18 protein-coding genes are annotated in these 17237 nt (G+C 39.1%); 9 read left to right on the forward strand and 9 right to left on the reverse strand.

Going from position 1 to position 17237, the window contains the following annotated elements; genetic code table 11:
* Nucleotides 1-18: 18 nt before the first annotated feature.
* A complete protein-coding gene (locus M2R48_RS02385; RefSeq protein WP_004717980.1) occupies nucleotides 19-333 on the forward strand; it encodes a rhodanese-like domain-containing protein in 315 nt (104 codons plus the stop codon).
* 48 nt (nucleotides 334-381) lie between these two features.
* Here M2R48_RS02385 and mnmC read toward each other — a convergent pair whose 3' ends face one another.
* From mnmC to M2R48_RS02405, 4 genes are all read right to left on the reverse strand, one after another.
* The gene (gene mnmC, locus M2R48_RS02390; protein WP_166783085.1) at nucleotides 382-2310 is read right to left on the reverse strand and encodes an FAD-dependent 5-carboxymethylaminomethyl-2-thiouridine(34) oxidoreductase MnmC; all 1929 of its coding nucleotides are present in this window, start codon (nucleotides 2308-2310) and stop codon (nucleotides 382-384) included.
* Between the two features lie 99 nt (nucleotides 2311-2409).
* Complete coding sequence (locus M2R48_RS02395) at nucleotides 2410-2931, reverse strand: hypothetical protein (RefSeq protein WP_056516941.1); 522 nt, start codon at nucleotides 2929-2931, stop codon at nucleotides 2410-2412.
* Between the two features lie 4 nt (nucleotides 2932-2935).
* Nucleotides 2936-3238: a YciI family protein gene (locus M2R48_RS02400; protein ID WP_004717974.1), complete on the reverse strand. Its 303-nt coding sequence runs from the start codon at nucleotides 3236-3238 to the stop codon at nucleotides 2936-2938.
* A 26-nt stretch (nucleotides 3239-3264) separates the two neighbouring features.
* Complete coding sequence (locus M2R48_RS02405) at nucleotides 3265-3879, reverse strand: inner membrane-spanning protein YciB (protein ID WP_004717972.1); 615 nt, start codon at nucleotides 3877-3879, stop codon at nucleotides 3265-3267.
* Between the two features lie 44 nt (nucleotides 3880-3923).
* On the opposite strand from M2R48_RS02405, the gene M2R48_RS02410 reads away from it, so the two are divergent.
* Nucleotides 3924-4775 (forward strand): PHP domain-containing protein, encoded by an 852-nt coding sequence (locus M2R48_RS02410; protein ID WP_034611696.1) that lies wholly within the window; start codon nucleotides 3924-3926, stop codon nucleotides 4773-4775.
* Between the two features lie 122 nt (nucleotides 4776-4897).
* On the opposite strand, the gene ybeY is transcribed toward M2R48_RS02410, so the two are convergent.
* Genes ybeY through miaB form a run of 3 tightly spaced genes read right to left on the reverse strand, consistent with a single transcriptional unit; the run spans nucleotide 4898 to nucleotide 7995 of the window.
* The gene (gene ybeY, locus M2R48_RS02415; RefSeq protein ID WP_004818840.1) at nucleotides 4898-5383 is read right to left on the reverse strand and encodes an rRNA maturation RNase YbeY; all 486 of its coding nucleotides are present in this window, start codon (nucleotides 5381-5383) and stop codon (nucleotides 4898-4900) included.
* A 9-nt stretch (nucleotides 5384-5392) separates the two neighbouring features.
* Nucleotides 5393-6502 (reverse strand): PhoH family protein, encoded by a 1110-nt coding sequence (locus tag M2R48_RS02420; protein ID WP_004717967.1) that lies wholly within the window; start codon nucleotides 6500-6502, stop codon nucleotides 5393-5395.
* Between the two features lie 38 nt (nucleotides 6503-6540).
* The gene (gene miaB, locus M2R48_RS02425; RefSeq protein ID WP_004717965.1) at nucleotides 6541-7995 is read right to left on the reverse strand and encodes a tRNA (N6-isopentenyl adenosine(37)-C2)-methylthiotransferase MiaB; all 1455 of its coding nucleotides are present in this window, start codon (nucleotides 7993-7995) and stop codon (nucleotides 6541-6543) included.
* A gap of 289 nt (nucleotides 7996-8284) precedes the next feature.
* Here miaB and M2R48_RS02430 point away from each other — a divergent pair, with 289 nt between their 5' ends.
* The 4 genes from M2R48_RS02430 (at nucleotide 8285) to M2R48_RS02445 (ending at nucleotide 12600) form a co-directional block, all read left to right on the forward strand.
* Nucleotides 8285-10258 carry a lytic transglycosylase domain-containing protein gene (locus tag M2R48_RS02430; protein ID WP_262084976.1) on the forward strand — a complete coding sequence of 658 codons (1974 nt, stop codon included), beginning with the start codon at nucleotides 8285-8287 and terminating at the stop codon, nucleotides 10256-10258.
* A 38-nt stretch (nucleotides 10259-10296) separates the two neighbouring features.
* Entirely contained in the window at nucleotides 10297-10956 is a 660-nt protein-coding gene (locus M2R48_RS02435; protein ID WP_004717962.1) for a ribonuclease T2 family protein, read from the forward strand.
* Between the two features lie 170 nt (nucleotides 10957-11126).
* Complete coding sequence (locus M2R48_RS02440) at nucleotides 11127-12113, forward strand: malate dehydrogenase (protein ID WP_004717959.1); 987 nt, start codon at nucleotides 11127-11129, stop codon at nucleotides 12111-12113.
* Between the two features lie 232 nt (nucleotides 12114-12345).
* Nucleotides 12346-12600 (forward strand): DUF2789 family protein, encoded by a 255-nt coding sequence (locus M2R48_RS02445; RefSeq protein ID WP_004818847.1) that lies wholly within the window; start codon nucleotides 12346-12348, stop codon nucleotides 12598-12600.
* 114 nt (nucleotides 12601-12714) lie between these two features.
* Here M2R48_RS02445 and M2R48_RS02450 read toward each other — a convergent pair whose 3' ends face one another.
* The gene (locus M2R48_RS02450; RefSeq protein WP_262084977.1) at nucleotides 12715-13242 is read right to left on the reverse strand and encodes a hypothetical protein; all 528 of its coding nucleotides are present in this window, start codon (nucleotides 13240-13242) and stop codon (nucleotides 12715-12717) included.
* A gap of 104 nt (nucleotides 13243-13346) precedes the next feature.
* Nucleotides 13347-13949: a 2OG-Fe(II) oxygenase gene (locus M2R48_RS02455; protein WP_056516955.1), complete on the reverse strand. Its 603-nt coding sequence runs from the start codon at nucleotides 13947-13949 to the stop codon at nucleotides 13347-13349.
* Nucleotides 13950-14065: 116 nt separating this feature from the next.
* Here M2R48_RS02455 and M2R48_RS02460 point away from each other — a divergent pair, with 116 nt between their 5' ends.
* The 3 genes from M2R48_RS02460 to M2R48_RS02470 all read left to right on the forward strand — a co-directional run bounded on the left by M2R48_RS02460 (nucleotide 14066) and on the right by M2R48_RS02470 (nucleotide 17035).
* Entirely contained in the window at nucleotides 14066-14923 is an 858-nt protein-coding gene (locus M2R48_RS02460; protein ID WP_262084978.1) for a 23S rRNA (adenine(2030)-N(6))-methyltransferase RlmJ, read from the forward strand.
* A gap of 164 nt (nucleotides 14924-15087) precedes the next feature.
* Nucleotides 15088-15915: a CDP-diacylglycerol--serine O-phosphatidyltransferase gene (pssA, locus tag M2R48_RS02465; RefSeq protein WP_004717950.1), complete on the forward strand. Its 828-nt coding sequence runs from the start codon at nucleotides 15088-15090 to the stop codon at nucleotides 15913-15915.
* Nucleotides 15916-15949: 34 nt separating this feature from the next.
* The gene (locus M2R48_RS02470; protein WP_056516960.1) at nucleotides 15950-17035 is read left to right on the forward strand and encodes a DUF6670 family protein; all 1086 of its coding nucleotides are present in this window, start codon (nucleotides 15950-15952) and stop codon (nucleotides 17033-17035) included.
* The last annotated feature ends 202 nt before the right edge of the window (nucleotides 17036-17237 follow it).

Raw genomic sequence — 17237 nt, forward strand, 5'->3', positions numbered from 1 at the left:
ACATCAAAGGAGTGCACAATGATCCGTAAATTAGAAATTACAACATTTGAGTTCCCAGAAAATGCAGTTATCTGGGATGTTCGTGATGCAAAAGCCTTTGCCGAAGGCCATGTAAAAGGGGCTGTAAATCAGCCTATAGATGGTTTAAGTGCTGAGAGCTTGACTCAAGTGAATTCGGATCAGTCCATTTACATTTTATGTGGTGGTGGAAGTAAAGCGCCTCGAGCTGCTGAAAAATTAGAGAGTTTAGATGATTCTCGTGATTACGTTGTACTTATGGGGGGAACACGTGCAGCACGTGATGCAGGTCTCCCATTAGAACAGGGTTCATAAAAAAGCGCCGAAAGGCGCTTTTTTATTACGATAATCAATAAAAAAGAATCATGATTGAATCGGTTTAAAATAAGGTTTTTTGGCTTTTACTTTCTTTTGAAAGCGGTTTGGATTTAATTTTTGCAATAAATTTTGGGGAATCGGGCAAGCTTGATTAAGGACCAAAGCCACCAAGATTTCACTACACAAGGGCGCAAATAAAAAACCTTTAGAGCCAAGCCCAGAAAATGTATAAATCTCTTTCTCAGCTTCAACTTTTCCCAGTAATGGAAAATAGTCCAAACTTTGGGCTCGTACAGAAGCACGCCCGTGCCATTCATCTACTTTGCAGAGTGATTCTGCGTATTGTGGAAACACACTGTGGATAAGTTCATAGTTATGCACATGGTCTTCAAGCAAAACTTCAGTGTCATCACGATTGGGATAAAAAGAAGCACCTAAAATCAAATGCTGCTCATCAAGCTGCATGCAGTAGCCACCATAACTGTAAGCATATTGCGGATCTAATCGGTGTTTAACATTGTTGAGCCAACTGACTTGTCCACGGATCGGTTTGAGTATCGGGAACTGATCAAAAAAAGCATGGCTTTCCTTGGCACAACATACAATCACATGATTAAAATCACCAAGATCTGTGTGCTGGCTATTTTGTAGTGTTAATTGATGATGATTCGATTGAACAATACTATGAATGTGAGCATGTTTAAATTGAATCAGCGGATGTTCAAGAATTTGGTCTTTGAGTTGCTGGGGATAAATTGAACCCGCTTGAGTGAGCTGTAAGCTCTCTAGCGTGGTTTGTAGCTCTAAATCATCGGCTGTTTGAGTTTTGAGTAAATCTTGAGGATATTGCGCTGCTAAACCCAGTAAATGTTCAGCATTTTTTTGTGCTAATTGTTGAACCGCAATAGCACGAAAAGCCTGAAATTTTGGATAGTGCTGTAGGGCATGTTGCCAAGCCAAGGTCATTAAATGTTCCGAACTTTGCTCGATAGGGCATAGTTTCGGATTTAATAAGGCCAGAGGATTACCAGAAGCACCTGCTAAAGGCGCTGATTGGTCGTAAATCGTAACTTGATGTCCTCTTTGGGCAAATCCCCATGCGCAGCTTAAACCTGCAATTCCAGCACCAATGATGGCAATGTGGCGTTGATTTAAATTATTTTGATTTTTCCCTATTTTTTTTTGAATGTTTTGCGCTGCAAGGTCCATTGACTGAGATTGATTTTCTTCGGCTGCTTGTTCAGGCGCATTCCAAATGGCTTTTAGCATTTCACGTTTATGACCAAAACCGCGCGGACGTGAAATAGTGATTCCATGCTGTTTTAGACCCCGTTTAAGCACACCTGCCACGCTAAATGAGGCAAAAGTTGTTCCAAAATCTGACAGTCTGACAATATTGTTTAAAACTTTGTCTTCCCACATGTCTGGATTACAAGAAGGGGCAAATCCATCTAAAAACCATGCGTTAACTTGTTGGGCTTTTATCATTGCTGGAAATACATCATGTGCATCACCTAACCACAGATCAATTGAAAAACGCGCTTCTGGAAAGTTTAAACGGTGACAACCAGCGATGGGCAATGGATAGTGTTGAATCAACTGATCAGAAAATTGTTGAAGTTCAGTCCAGACCTTTAACGCACGGGTTAAATCCTGTTTAGACAAGGGGAACTTCTCTATACTGATCACATGTAGGTGGCTATGATTATCTGGACGAACATTGTGCCAAAGTTGCCACAATGCCAAAATATTTAATCCTGTACCAAAGCCAGTTTCACCAACACAGAAATATTCAAAATCATCTAAATCTGCAAGTCGTGTTGAAAGATCATTACCATTCAAAAATACGTGTCGGGTTTCAAGTAACCCGTTGTCTTTAGAAAAATAGACATCACCAAATTGTTTGGAAATTGGAACTTCAATTCCATCAATACATTGCCAGTCTAAATCGGCAGTTTGAATGGCATTTGACAAAGCAGATTACCTTTTGATAATTAAAATGAAAAAACCTGACATTTCGCAGTATCAGGTTATAGCGTGAAACTTTCTAAGTGCAAAGTCAAAGCAGTGGGCTTACCACTGACGACGACGTTTGGTATAGATATAACTTGCGATTAAAAAGCCAAGTAAAACACCAACAGCAATGGTCGCAGCACCATATAAGAACATTTGCGCACTTTGTTCACTTTGTAGAACTTGAACTTGTACACCCAGATTGTCATTTTTGAGTTGTAATTCTTGGTTCTGTGAAAGGGCTTCTAAATTGGCCTTTTCAAGTTGCTGTAAACGTGTTGCTTGGTCTTTAACCAAAGCTTTAGCTTTGGCATCTTGAGACGCTTTTTCTTTGCTAATTTGTTCAGCCGTTAAAGGTTTATTTTCTTGTGCTTGCGCCTGTGTTTGGGTGCTGGAATTTGCACCTGCTACAGCAGGAATAATACTCGGTTTTGGCGGTGCAACAGGTTGGGTCGCCTGAGTAGGCGCTGCCGTCGTTGCTTGAGTCGCTGAAGATTGAGTAGGCTCAGCCGATACAACAGGTGATAAAAGTACAAAAGAACTTAAAGTCAGGCTAAGTAAGCTTTGGACGACAACGCGCATTATGTTATCCCTTAGGCAATGCTTTATTGAATGGTTTAACATCAATATGACTATAAATCCCTTCTTTTAAGAAAGGTTCGTCTTTTAACCATTCATCCAAAGCTTCACGGCTGTCAAAATCGAGAATTAAAGTACTGCCATAAAAACCTGCTTGTGGATTTTCACGATCAATCGGCATCGCCCCAGCCACGATGACACGGCCTTCAGCATCTAACTTTTCGAGTCGAGCTAAATGTTGTGGGCGTACAGCAAGACGTTTTTCTACTGTACCTGCTTGATCTGTACACGTAATTACAAATAATGGCATGATATTTCTCGATTTTCTAAAACACTTTATTCATCGGTAGATTTAAAGTGTTTTCGTAATATAACAAACTGGATAATAATAAAGGAAAACATGACGATCATGTCACCAAATGCTGTAAATTCACCCCAATATTTTCCACCTGCAAATAAAAATGCGAAGAAAATATGTAAACAAGACATGACAATGAACATTGCAGCCCATGCAAAGTTTAGATTTTTCCAGCCTTTTTCAGTCAGGTTTAAAACAGGACCAAATAATCTTTGAATGAGTGGCTTCTTTTCTTTACCAAAATAGGGAGAGAGTAAGAACGCGCCAGCAAAGGCTAAATTCAAAATTGCAGCTTTCAGGCGAATATAGAAGTCATCACTCAACATTAAGGTGATTCCGCCAAAAATGACGGTCATGAACAAAACAAACCATTGTTGTTTATCCAGACGGAATTTTTGGAAAATGAATAACGCACCATAGACCACAAGCATTGAAATAATCAGACCTGTAGTTGCAACAAGAATGTTGTTGTTATTTACACCACCTGCTGAGCCGATCAATTGTAATAATGGATGATCGGTGTTTTTAGGATCAACCGTTTTGTATAAATAAAAGAAAATTATGAGGGGCACAAAGTCTAAAAGTGCTTTCATGTTAAAGTATCTAGTCTGTTCAGGTTGATGGGATAGTATAAAAGATGCAAGGCATAGATTTACATACTCACAGTAATATTTCTGATGGGACTCTGACGCCAGAGTTATTGGTTCAAGCTGCCATCGAGAAAAGCATACATACACTTGCATTGACGGACCACGATAGCATGGATGGCTTAATACAAGCTGAACAATTTGCAAAAAATCAACCAATTCAAATCATTTCAGGTGTAGAAATCTCCAGTCAATGGTCCAGACCAGAGACTAAAAAAAGTTATGGTGTGCATATTGTTGCACTCAATATGCAAAATCCTGAACCATTACAACAGCTTTTAACGCAACAGAAGAAAATTCGTGCTGAGCGAGCCAAGCAAATCTGTGATCTGCTAATTCCTTTGATTCATCAGGATATTTATGCAGAAGTTGTGGCAAAGGTAGATGGTGAACCTGATCGGATTACTCGGACGCATATTGCCAAGACCCTTGTAGAAAAGGGTTTTGTTCAGCGCGCACAGCAGGCATTTGATAAATACATTAAGGAAGGTAAAAAAGCCTATGTGAAATTTGATGGTTTAGGTTTAGCAGAAACCATTCAGGTGATTCATGAGAGTCAAGGTTTTGCAGTATTGGCACATCCAACACGTTATGATTTATCAGCAACAAATACTCGTTATTTAATTGAAATATTTGCACAATATGGCGGTGATGCTGTTGAGCTTCCACCCGCAATGGAACCCGCTTCAACACGACAAATGGTCGATCGAATGATTGCTGAACACGGTTTAAAAGTGTCTGTGGGGAGTGATTTCCATGGTGACAATATGCCTTGGATTAAATTAGGCAATATTCCACGTGTCAAAGAAGGGCAAGTTGGGATTTGGGAGAGTTTCCGATAATACACCATGATGATGTATTCAAATACTTAGATTTTCGAATGAGATCTGTTTTTGAAAGGCATCTCATTTGAATGAAACAAAAAATCCCTCTAGAGCAGAGGGATTTGGGGTTGATTATAAAATCAACTTTCTTTAACAGTATAAGGGTTTTCAAAGCCTAGTTTTTTCAAGATTTCAATTTCGAGTGCTTCCATTTCTTCAGCATCATCATCAGAAGTTTCATGGTCATAACCCATTAAATGTAAGGTGCCATGAACCAGCATATGAGTGAAATGCTCAATCGGTGTCTTTTGTTGTTCAATCGACTCTTGTAAAACCACGGGGATGCAAATGACTAAATCACCGATGGGTAATGCATCGAGCATGGGTAAAACTTCTTCTGGAATTTCACTTGGAAAAGACAATACATTGGTGGGTTTGTCTTTTTCACGATATTCAAAATTTAATTTGTGACTTTCATCTTCATCAACACACGCAATTCCGATTTCACAATCTTGGTCTACATCAATATGACGTAGTGTTGTTTCAATGACTTTTTTTACATAGACACGTTTGAGCACCAATTCTGGTGCTTCAAACGCTTGTTGTAACGATAAGCTAAGTTTCAAAAACAGTCCTTAAACATTTTCCTGATTTGCAGCAGTATGTTCTTCATGTTGAGCATCTGCGGCAGAATCATTTTCAGAAATTAAGGCTTCTTGACGTGCTTTACGTTCTGCACGTGCTTCAGCACTTAAACGGTATTGTTCACTGTCCCATCCTTCATAAGCCTCTACAATTTTTTGTACCAGCTGGTGACGAACGACATCTCGGGAATGGAAGCGAGTGATGTGAATTTCTTTGATCTTTTCGATGATACGCAATGCGTGAGCAAGACCAGACTGTTGCCCGCGTGGTAAATCGACCTGTGTAATATCCCCAGTGATCACTGCACGAGAACCAAAACCTAAACGGGTCAAAAACATCTTCATCTGTTCAGGGGTGGTGTTTTGTGCTTCATCGAGAATCACAAAGGAATGATTTAATGTACGACCACGCATATAAGCAAGCGGTGCAACTTCAATCACTTGGCGCTCAATCAGTTTTGCAACTTTTTCAAAGCCAAGCATTTCATACAATGCATCATAAAGCGGGCGTAGATATGGGTCGATCTTTTGGCTTAAATCACCCGGCAAGAAACCGAGTTTTTCCCCAGCTTCAACAGCAGGGCGAACCAAAAGGATACGTTGAATTTCATTACGTTCTAGCATATCTACCGCAGCAGCGACTGCAAGATAGGTTTTACCTGTACCTGCAGGGCCGATCCCGAAAGAAATATCGCTTTGTAGAATACGTTGTACATAACGTTTTTGATTGGCACCACGAGGATTGATTCGACCTTTACGCGTTTGCAACCAGACATCATCTAAACCGGTATGCTCATTGTCTGAAAGGTCGTCTTGTAACTCACGGTCAGTTTGGCTGCCTTGAATCATCAAATGAATCGTATCAGCACTGATTTGCTGAGAGAGTTCAGCTTCTGCATGCAAACGCTGCAATAAACCTTCAGCTCTCTCTACTGCTTCTAAATCACCATCGATATAGAAGTTATCGTTGCGATGAGAAATGTTGACATTTAAACGTTGTTCGATTTGTTTCAGATGACCGTTATAAGCACCTAACATGCTTTTTAAACGTTCAACTGAAATACCTGGAAAAGCTACTGTACGTCGAATCGCTGCAGTCAAGAGATATCCTTTTTTAAAGTAAAGTCTATACCCTTACATTACGCCACGTCAGGCTCAAGATTCAAGAGTTCTCCATAAACTAAATTTAGGGTCTTAATCTCTGTAACCTCAATCTCTGCAAAGCGTCCGACCCAAGAGGCGTCACCTACAAATGTTACTAAACGTGTATTGTCAGCTGTACCGACCAATAAATTTGGATCTTTATTGGAAACATTTTCAACCAATACACGTTGAATGGTCCCTAACATCGCATCGGTTTTACGAATACTTGATTGTTTAATCCAGTGTTGAACTTTGGCTAAACGTTCTTTCTTGACTGCATCAGAGGTGTCATCAGGTAATTCAGACGCTGGTGTGCCAGGACGTTTTGAATAAACAAAACTATAAGAATGATCAAAGTCTAAATCTTGGATAAACTGATAGGTTTCTTCAAAATGTGCATCAGTTTCACCAGGGAAGCCGATAATAAAATCTGAAGATAAATGCATATCTGGACGAGCTTTACGCAGTTTGGCAATTTTTTCGATATAGACATCAATGGTGTGGTTACGTTTCATCGCTTGTAACACATCATTTGAGCCGCTTTGTACAGGTAAATGCAGATGTGAAACCATTTGTGGTAGGTCACGGTAGCATTGAATCAAATCTTCATTAAATTCGAGCGGATGTGATGTTGTATAACGTAAACGACCGATTCCTGGAATTTCTGCAACCAAACGTAATAAATCCGCAAAGGTACAAATTTCACCTTCAAAAGTTTCACCACGGTAGCCATTTACATTTTGTCCTAATAGGCTAATTTCACGAACGCCTTTTTCAGCCAAACCGGCGATTTCTGCCAAGACATCATCCAAAGGACGAGAAACTTCTTCACCACGAGTATAGGGAACCACACAGAAAGAACAGTACTTCGAACAACCTTCCATGATTGAAACAAACGCTTTGTAACCTTCAACACGCGGTTCAGGTAAAAAGTCGAATTTTTCAATATCTGGGAATGAAATATCTACAAGTTTAATTTTGTCTTTCTTCGGCTTTTCAATTTGCTCAACATGCTGATCCAGCATTTGCGGTAAACGGTGCAAGGTTTGAGGGCCAAAAACCATATCGACATACGGTGCACGTTTTTGAATGTTGTCGCCTTCTTGAGAAGCAACACATCCACCAACACCGATGACGAGATCAGGATTTTTTTCTTTTAATTTGCGCCAGCGACCCAATTCAGAAAATACTTTTTCTTGGGCTTTTTCTCGAATTGAGCAGGTATTCATTAATAGGATATCTGCGTCACTTGGATCTTTGGTTAAAATATAACCGTGCGAGTCACCTAAAAGATCTGCCATACGATGACTGTCATACTCATTCATCTGACACCCTTGCGTTTCGATATACAGTTTTTTTACTGCACCGTCGGCTGGGGTGTGCTGTGGCTGGGTTACAGTGTTTTCTGAGGCAGCTTTGGCACCATTGGGAATGAAGGTTTGAACCGTCATGGAGGCGTCTTTCCTATGAATAAAGGGAATTTTGAATGTGTACTAAGCCTGCTATTTTAACAGACTCATAAAAGGCGCGCCATTTTATAGCATTTAGAGTGAACTCAGGAAAATATTTAGCGGCTATTGCCATTTATTGGATTGTAGGGCATTGAAAATGAAAATTATGAAGAAAAAATAGAGAACAATATTAATGATGAATCATAAGGTTACATAACACAACAGTAGAAATGGATTAGAATAATTAAACTAGGCACAAATAAGTGCATCAGTATGTTAAAGGCACATCATGCAGGTTGAGAGAAAAACGGTGTTAAAGCAGCAACTTAAGCAAAATAAATTAAAACTTTACCTTTTAGGAACAGTTGCATGTACAAGCCTGCAAGTGGCTCATGCTGTTGAAGAGCAGTTTAATGATGCTTTACGCAATGCAAATAATCCAAGTGCTTTAGAACAATATCGTTCTTCAATGCAAAATGATGCTTTGGGCTATTATCCTGAGTATTGGTCACTGAATTCAAATCTCGCTTTTCAACCTTCTGCAAATATTATTAGCTTTGCGCAACGTTATCCTCAATCGGCGATGGCGGAAAAGTTGGCTGCGGATTATGTCGAAGAGAAGGTTAAACAAGCAGATTACGCCAGCGCGCAGCCTGTATTGCAATATGTCTCTAATCCAGATCAAGCAGAACGTTGTGCCGTTGCTCAAGTTCGTGCGAAAACTGGTGACGTTTTAGTCTACGCTGAATTTAAAGATGTTTGGTTGGCAACCAACTCTCAACCTGAATCATGCAATGGTTTAGGTCGCATGATGCTTAGTAGTCCACTCATGACTGCCCAAGATCGCCAACAACGATTATATGCGCAATTGAGAGCAGGGCAGTCTGGTCTAGCCATCGCTACCGCACAAACGATAGGCGTTAATTTATCGTTAACTCAATTGAACCAAATCCAAGCGAATCCATTAAATTATTTATGGTCTGCACCAAAAAACAATGTAGAAGAATATGCTTATTTGGTTTATGCACTGGGTCGTGCAGCAGATACGGATTTAACCAGCGCTTTGCAGTCGGTACCTAAGTTAGTTCAGGGCGTACCAGCGGATGTGCAAAAATATATTTATCGTACTGTCGGTTATATCGGCGGAACGACCGTTATGAAAAATAATTTTAATCGTGAAGTACTGCAAAATTTTGATGCAAGCTATGGTGCGCCTTTCAGTGCAGAAGAAGCAGAAGTTTATGCACGACAAGCCATTCGATTTGGGGCTTGGGAAAGTGTGATTCGTGCAATAGACAGTATGAGCGTGACACAAAAGCAAGAAGACCGTTGGCAATACTGGTTGGCACGTGCTTCAGAACAACGCAATGATGCACAATCTAAAAGAACCGCCAAAGATATCTATCAACGATTGGCAATGTCGGGTGATGATTATCATAATTTGCTTGCCAAAGATCATTTGGGGCAAAAATATAATGATAGCCCTGCCAGAGAACAGCCTTCAACTGATGATCAGCAACGCTTAAATAGCGATATTCATTTCCGTCGTGCATTTACTTTGCGAAATATTAATGCGCCTGCGACTTATACCAATAGGGAATGGAACTGGGCGGTACGTCAGGCATACTTAAAACATGATGATGGGTTACTGCTTGCTGCGGCAAAACGTGCAACTGATATGGGCTGGTATGATCGTGCAATTTACGCAGCAGAACGTACTGAGAAAAAACATAACTATGTTTATCGTTATGCCACACCTCATCAGTCGTTGGTGGTGAGTCATAGCCGTAATGCGGGTATTGATCCTGCTTGGGCCTATGGTTTAATGCGCCAAGAAAGCCGTTTTGTGACTGCTGCTCGCTCACATGTTGGTGCAGGTGGTTTGATGCAAATCATGCCAGGCACTGCAAAGTTGGTGGCAAAACAAATGGGTGAAACTTATAATCCTGCTGCACTCAGTGATGCCAATACCAATATTCGCTATGGTACTTTCTATCTGTCGATGATTCATGGTCAATTAAGCAGTAATCCTGTCTTGGCAACCGCAGGGTATAATGCTGGGCCAAATCGCGCGAAACGTTGGCAGCCAGATTATCAAAATCTTTCAGCAGATCAATATACAGAATCTATTCCTCTGAATGAAACACGTGACTATGTAAAAAATGTGATGACCAATGCAGCACATTATGGAATCTTGTTGGGACAAGGGCCTCAAGCGATTGAAAGTCGTATGCCTGTTATTCCAACCCGTGTTTCACAATAAAACTATTTGGACTTGGATGAAACTTTGTTGGTAAATCAATGATTTTCAAAATTTTGCGTAAATTGAAACAATCTTGCTTAGCATGGAGCTTATGCTTTGCGGGATTGTTTGGGCTCAATGTGCAGTTACATGCTGCACCGCAATTACAAGGCTATGTCATGCAAGTCCAGTTGACACCTGCTGTCTGTGCACTTGATTCTTCAAAACAAAAGCAACGCAAATGTCTCGAAGGTTATTCATTGACAATCACAGGTCTGTTGCCTGAAACGACAGAGCGGAATTGCACCACCAATACATCTGCAAGTTTGACCCCTTTACAAGCTAAGGTGGTTGCACGGGTAATGCCTGAGGAAAATGCACGTATTCAGTTGTGGCGTAGCGTGGGTGGCTGTGTTCCAATGAACGCGAGTCAATATTTTAGAACTGTGATTAATTTAGCAGATCGTTTGAAAATTCCTGCAGATTTAACCAGCTCTGAAAACAAAAATGTGCAACATAATGCGTTAAAAACTCAATTTGTTAGATTAAACCCGGGAATGAATAACGACAGTATCCGTTTTACTTGTCAAAGTTCATCGTCAAACCCAGTGTTAACCGAGGTTCAAGTGTGTTATCGGGTCAATGGTCAGTATAAACAATGTTCAAATCACATTGTTTCAAACTGCCCAAATACATTCTCGATCAAAGGGACTTATTAGTTCTTCTGAGGAATTTTATTTATATTTCCTATCATACTTTTGTTGAAAAGCATTCTCTTTTACATGCAACTGTTAAAGGATTGGAGTACAATCTTTGCCGTTTATGATAATTCGATTAAAACGGATTTAACCGTTTAATCACATTAACGATCCTCATTGGAGATAATTACATGAAGCAACCTGTTCGCGTTGCCGTTACTGGCGCAGCTGGTCAAATCGGTTACAGCTTATTATTCCGTATCGCTAGCGGTGAAATGCTTGGTAAAGACCAACCCGTTATTTTGCAATTGTTAGAAGTTCCATTTGAGAAAGCTCAAGCTGCGCTTAAAGGCGTAATGATGGAATTAGATGACTGTGCTTTCCCATTATTGGCTGGCATGATCGGTACTGATGATCCAAAAGTTGCATTTAAAGATGCTGACTACGCGTTATTGGTTGGTTCACGTCCACGCGGTCCTGGTATGGAACGTGCTGACTTGTTGAAAGTGAACGGTGAAATCTTCATTGGTCAAGGCCAAGCACTTAACGAAGTTGCGAGCCGTGACGTTAAAGTACTTGTTGTAGGTAACCCTGCAAATACAAATGCTTATATCGCAATGAAATCTGCTCCAGATCTTCCAGCGAAGAACTTTACAGCAATGTTACGTCTTGACCACAACCGTGCGTTGACTCAAATTGCTCAAAAAGCGGGTGTTGCTGTAGCGGATATCAAAAACCTTACAGTTTGGGGTAACCACTCTCCAACAATGTATGCGGACTACCGTTTTGCAACTGCAAATGGCGTAAGCTTAAAAGACAAAATCAACGATGCTGATTGGAACGCAAACGTATTCCTTCCAACTGTTGGTAAACGTGGTGCTGCAATCATTGAAGCGCGTGGTCTTTCTTCTGCTGCTTCTGCTGCAAATGCTGCGATCGATCATATGCGTGATTGGGCGCTTGGCACCAATGGCGAATGGGTAACAATGGGTATTCCTTCTGACGGTTCTTATGGAATTCCTGAAGGTGTGATGTACGGTGTTCCTGTAATTTGTGAAAATGGCGAATACACTCGTGTTGAAGGCTTAGAAATTGATGCATTCAGCCGTGAACGTATGGACAAAACTCTTCAAGAACTTGAAGAAGAGCGCGCAGCTATTGCTGATATGCTTAAATAATTAAAATTTAATCTGTTAAAGATTAATTTTGAAAAAGCACTCTATTTAGAGTGCTTTTTTATGCTTCAAATCAAACATCTTGAGAATAGATAAATTATATTAAGCCAACATTTGTTTGTTTTTTAATCACAAATTGAAACAAGAAAATTAAAATCTAGACTATCTTTTAAAATTATTTTCTTATAAGTTAATTGAATAAAAGATGACAAATAAATTTATATAAGGAGGCAATATGCTCAGGACGAACACACCATCCTTAGAATTACTATTTTCTCAACTTGGTTTGGCAAATAGTCCCGCAGCAATTGAGCTATATGTACGCACTCATCAATTGCCAGCAAATCTTTCATTACATGAAGCGCCGTTTTGGAATAAATCTCAACGTGATTTATTAATTAGTCATTTGATACAAGATGATGATTGGGCAATTTGGATTGACGAGTTAAACCAACAATTACATCTAGATGCATATAAGCTAACAGCCTAATGATTTAGTTTCCCCCAGAGCAACAAAAAAGATGGCCGTTATGGCCATCTTTTCTATTTCGTATTGATCAAAACGAATAACAAATTGAGTCATTTTGAATGTGCATAGCGCTGATCAATGTAATTTAGACTGAATCATTTGACTAAACCAAGCTTCATCGCGAACAGGTCTAAATGCAGTGTGTTGTTGCAGTAAGGTTAAATCAAAATCAGTTGTCTTGATATATTTACTCAACCAGTGACGAGTCAATGCAAATTCATTTTTACTCACAGATGCATAAGCCAACATAAAGTAAATATCAGCATGATGATGTTGTGCCAAAGGTTTTAAAATCTGCTGCGTAATCAAGGCATAACGTGATTCTTTGGTCAGTTCAAAGTAAATCATATAAGCTTTGGCCAAATGCAAAGAAAGCTGAATGTAGACTGACATTGGCATTTCTTCATATTCAAATCGTGCAGTTTCAAGTAAAACAATGGCTTCTTGCAAGAAATGAATTTGTTCCTGCTTTGAATGACTTTGAGTGACCAGCTGTAAGCGTAAGTCCCCACGTTCAAGTGCAAGTTCAGGTGTATTGCCTGACAAATACAATTGATCTGTTTCCCCAATACGCGAGATGATTTGTTTTGTATTATCAAACATGTGCTGAATCCTCTGAATTTATGAAGAGTATTATGAGGTCTATTTCAATAATTTAAAGCTTGGCCTATAGAGATACAGCGTTGCAAATTTGAAAACTGAGTATATTACAACACAGTATTGTCGCTTCTTAGCCATGCGGTAATTGATAGTCGCTGATGTTTGGCTTCTAGCACTTCATGTAATAAATCACTTTGGAACATGGCAATACGATTAGGCTGGGGTTCTATAACATGCCAAACATTATTTTTATCCTGTAAGTGTAATTTTCCGCCCCAGTCATCCTGCCATTCTTGGTGTAGATAATACACCGTAGAAATCATACGACCATTTTTACCTTGTGGATTATCGCGATGAAGTGCATAGAATTCACCTGCGTTATAGCAGGCAAAATGTGCTTCTACATCCTGAATGCCTAAATAAAATGAGTAGTTTAAAATTTGCGAGAGCTGTTTGAGTGCATCAATATGTTGTTGTGCGATCGTGAGCTCTTCATTGATCCACAAGATATGGTCGCTGCGAATATTGCTGATCACACCATTTTGAATTGCTGCTTCACGAAAGCGATTTAAATTTGAAGTACATTCTGCAACCAGTTGAAGTCCGTATTCAGCGGAGTAAGCATGATCAATAATGGTAAATCCATGTTGATCTAAATCATCAAGAATTTGATCAACATTCCATGACTTTGGGGGTAGCAGCGCTTCCATAAATTACCAAAAAATAGTGCAATAAAGATATGTTGTTATATTAGAACAAACGATGGACAGTGAAGAAATATTTTTTCGTGTTAAAATGATTATTGAACTCAGGAATTAATCGAAACATGAATTACCGTCACCATTTCCATGCAGGCAACTTTGCCGATGTCATGAAACATGTGTTATTGCTGCAACTTTTGACACGTCTAAATACTAAAGACAAACCATATCGCTATATAGATACACATGGTGGTGCAGGTAAATATGATTTATCTACTTCTGAAGCACAAAAATCAGGTGAATTCTTAACCGGTATTCATCGTCTGGTTAAGCTTGATGAGTCGATTAAACGTAATGCGCCTGAAGGTGTAAAACAATATCTTAAAGTTGTTGACGATATGCGTGCAGGTTCAGGTAAAGGCGCTTATCCAGGTTCACCGTGGTTTGCACTTGAAGGCATGCGTGATATTGATAAAGCGACTATTTTTGAAATGCAGCGTGATGTGTTTCAACAATTGTATTTTAATATTCGCGATAAACGTGCGGGTTTACATGAGCGTGATGCTTATGAAGGTCTTTTGGGGGTTATTCCACCAAAAGAAAAACGTGGTTTGGTGATGATCGATCCACCTTATGAATTAGAACGTAAAGACTTTCCGCAATTGGTCGAGTTGATTGCCACCGCACATAAAAAATGGCCAACAGGTGTATTTGCCATTTGGTATCCAATTAAAGACCGTGCCATGATTGATCGTTTTGAAAAGAAAATGATGAAAACAGGGATTCGCCGTCAGTTGGTTTGTGAAGTTTGTGTTTGGCCAGATGACACACCAGTCGGCTTGAATGGTTGTGGTTTGTTGGTGATTAACCCACCTTGGAAATTCTCTAACGATGCTGATGAGGCATTACAATGGTTGTTCCCACATTTACGTATGAGTGAAAATGGTGGACATGCTGCTGTTCGCTGGTTAGTGGGTGAATAATCCATTCGATTGGATATCAACAGAAACATGAACGATTGTGTGAATTACAAATTAAGACGAAATACATTGAGTAATTCACATTAATTTCACTTAAAAATGAATGTGATAAAATATTTAAGTGAGATATCAACAGCTCCATAAGAGCCATAGATAGGATTCAAAAAATGACAAATATAAATAAACCAGAAAGCCCAAACTCTTCTAATCAAGACCATGGATTTGATGGCATTACTTTTGAAGTGGAAGAAGAAGAGCATACCCATGAAGGGCAGAAGGTCAAACGTCGCGGAATCTATTTGTGGCCTAACCTGATTACAACATCTGCATTGTTATCTGGCTTTTACTCGATCATTGCCAGTATGAATGGTGACTTCACTCAAGCCGTTTATGCGATTTTCCTTGCAGCACTATTTGATGGTTTAGATGGTCGTGTTGCTCGTGCAATTGGTGCACAAAGTGCTTTTGGTGAACAATTCGATTCACTGTCTGATCTCTTGGCATTTGGTGTTGCGCCAGCAATTTTGATGTATAGCTGGAGTTTGCATGATCTAGGGCGGATTGGCTTGGCTGCTTGTTTTGTTTATACCGCGTGTGCTGCATTTCGTTTAGCCCGCTTTAATGTACAAATTGGTGTGGTTGATAAGCGTTATTTCATCGGTGTGGCAAGCCCATTGGCAGCGATTATTATTATTGCATGGGTATGGGTTGGACAAGATTTTACCTATATTTTTGATTTAAAAGATGTTGCGATTCAAGCGACCAATGCATTTGTTATCATTGCAGTGGGTTTGTTGATGATTTCAAATATCAAATATTATTCTTTTAAAACGGTAGACCGTAAACGTGTTCCATTCTTTGTATTGCCTATAGCAGTTTTTATCCTTGCAGCAATCACTTATAATATTCCTGTAGGGATTTTAGTCATTTCGATTATCTATGCGATTTCTGGTTTTGTGACAACATTCTTAGCGAGAAAGAATACTGTTGAATAAAATGTAAAAAGATAAAAAGGTAAGGGGGCTTGATATGCGGTTGTTTCAAGATTTCTTAGATCAGTCTAAACAGCTGAATCAAGCTCAAAAGCCTATAGAACTTTGCTGTCATCCCCCACAAGACAGATATAAAATTATTCATCAAAAATTAGTGCTTGCCAATTTACCCGCGCCGTTGCATTACCTCAATTTTTTTAGTTTGATTGGACAGCCCAATAGTCCTGTTTTTTGCAATAACAATGAAATCTCAACAACTGCTTTAGATACAGCAACCTTACTGGTCAGCTCCAGCCCCCATATGGTGGGACAATTAAACTCATATTCAATTCAGCATGAATGTCAATTTCACCTTGATGAAAATAGCAATGTGATCTATACATTTGGTCAAAAAGAAAAAGTGTTTGGAAAAATTCCTGATTTTATTATTCAAAGACAAGATGACGAATTGAGTGTGAATTTAAGCATTACAACAATGCCTTTAATTTCTCATTTTATTCATTTGAAATTTGGATTTGCACAGCACTGGTCTTTGGTTGCACATTGTAAAGGGACTATTCAATACAAGGATCAAAATTACGAAATTGAACAAAATGCTGTTTTTGAATATATGAAAACAGTGAATTTCCCTTATCTGCCTTATGCGCTGTATACATATCAATTGATTCAAGTGAATGATGATCTACAGATTATTTTTATGCATAGTCGTGATCAGATGAATAATATTTTACATTCACGTATCTATATTCGAGATATTCAAAACAATGAAACAAAAATGCTTGATCGACAGGTCTGTTTCAATATTCATCGGGTGTTCCCTAAAGTCACAACAGTAAATCATCAGGAGATGTATTTACCACGCGAGTTTGAATGGCAATATCAAGATGAAAATACCAAAATTGATATTCAAGCACAAAGCCGTGGTGATTATAAATTTGGTTTAGCAGCAGGTTATGTTGGAAGTTTTGTTTATCAACTACATCTCAATGATGAATATTATCAAGGTGAGGGTGGTTACTGTGAATATATAGATTGTCGCCCTTTAAAATGGCAGGAAATAGATAAAGACAATAAATTATCAAATAAATCGAGCAGTCCTGTGCTGATCATGCTTAAAAAATAGACCAAAAAACAGAAATAAGGTCAATTTAGAAGAATAAATAAGCAAGTGATAGATAAAATGAAAAATAATTAAAAAAAGGGGTTGTGTTGGATTGGGAATGCTGTAGAATGCACATCCATCGGCGGTGATGTTAAATAAAACTTCTGATAAATCAGGCACTTGATTAAGTTGTTAAGATTTCGAATTGAGATTTTAAGATGAG

The organism is Acinetobacter sp. I-MWF (assembly GCF_025433935.1).
GTDB lineage: Bacteria > Pseudomonadota > Gammaproteobacteria > Pseudomonadales > Moraxellaceae > Acinetobacter > Acinetobacter guillouiae.

Bases quoted from the DNA above. Each gene is read 5' to 3' on its own strand.
- M2R48_RS02445 (WP_004818847.1), top strand. From the start codon at position 12,346: ATGCTCAGGACGAACACACCATCCTTAGAATTACTATTTTCTCAACTT.
- M2R48_RS02430 (WP_262084976.1), top strand. From the start codon at position 8,285: ATGCAGGTTGAGAGAAAAACGGTGTTAAAGCAGCAACTTAAGCAAAAT.
- M2R48_RS02405 (WP_004717972.1), bottom strand. From the start codon at position 3,879: ATGAAAGCACTTTTAGACTTTGTGCCCCTCATAATTTTCTTTTATTTA.
- pssA (WP_004717950.1), top strand. From the start codon at position 15,088: ATGACAAATATAAATAAACCAGAAAGCCCAAACTCTTCTAATCAAGAC.
- M2R48_RS02400 (WP_004717974.1), bottom strand. From the start codon at position 3,238: ATGCCATTATTTGTAATTACGTGTACAGATCAAGCAGGTACAGTAGAA.
- M2R48_RS02440 (WP_004717959.1), top strand. From the start codon at position 11,127: ATGAAGCAACCTGTTCGCGTTGCCGTTACTGGCGCAGCTGGTCAAATC.
- M2R48_RS02455 (WP_056516955.1), bottom strand. From the start codon at position 13,949: ATGGAAGCGCTGCTACCCCCAAAGTCATGGAATGTTGATCAAATTCTT.
- M2R48_RS02450 (WP_262084977.1), bottom strand. From the start codon at position 13,242: ATGTTTGATAATACAAAACAAATCATCTCGCGTATTGGGGAAACAGAT.
- M2R48_RS02435 (WP_004717962.1), top strand. From the start codon at position 10,297: ATGATTTTCAAAATTTTGCGTAAATTGAAACAATCTTGCTTAGCATGG.
- M2R48_RS02470 (WP_056516960.1), top strand. From the start codon at position 15,950: ATGCGGTTGTTTCAAGATTTCTTAGATCAGTCTAAACAGCTGAATCAA.
- M2R48_RS02395 (WP_056516941.1), bottom strand. From the start codon at position 2,931: ATGCGCGTTGTCGTCCAAAGCTTACTTAGCCTGACTTTAAGTTCTTTT.
- M2R48_RS02410 (WP_034611696.1), top strand. From the start codon at position 3,924: ATGCAAGGCATAGATTTACATACTCACAGTAATATTTCTGATGGGACT.
- M2R48_RS02385 (WP_004717980.1), top strand. From the start codon at position 19: ATGATCCGTAAATTAGAAATTACAACATTTGAGTTCCCAGAAAATGCA.
- M2R48_RS02460 (WP_262084978.1), top strand. From the start codon at position 14,066: ATGAATTACCGTCACCATTTCCATGCAGGCAACTTTGCCGATGTCATG.
- miaB (WP_004717965.1), bottom strand. From the start codon at position 7,995: ATGACGGTTCAAACCTTCATTCCCAATGGTGCCAAAGCTGCCTCAGAA.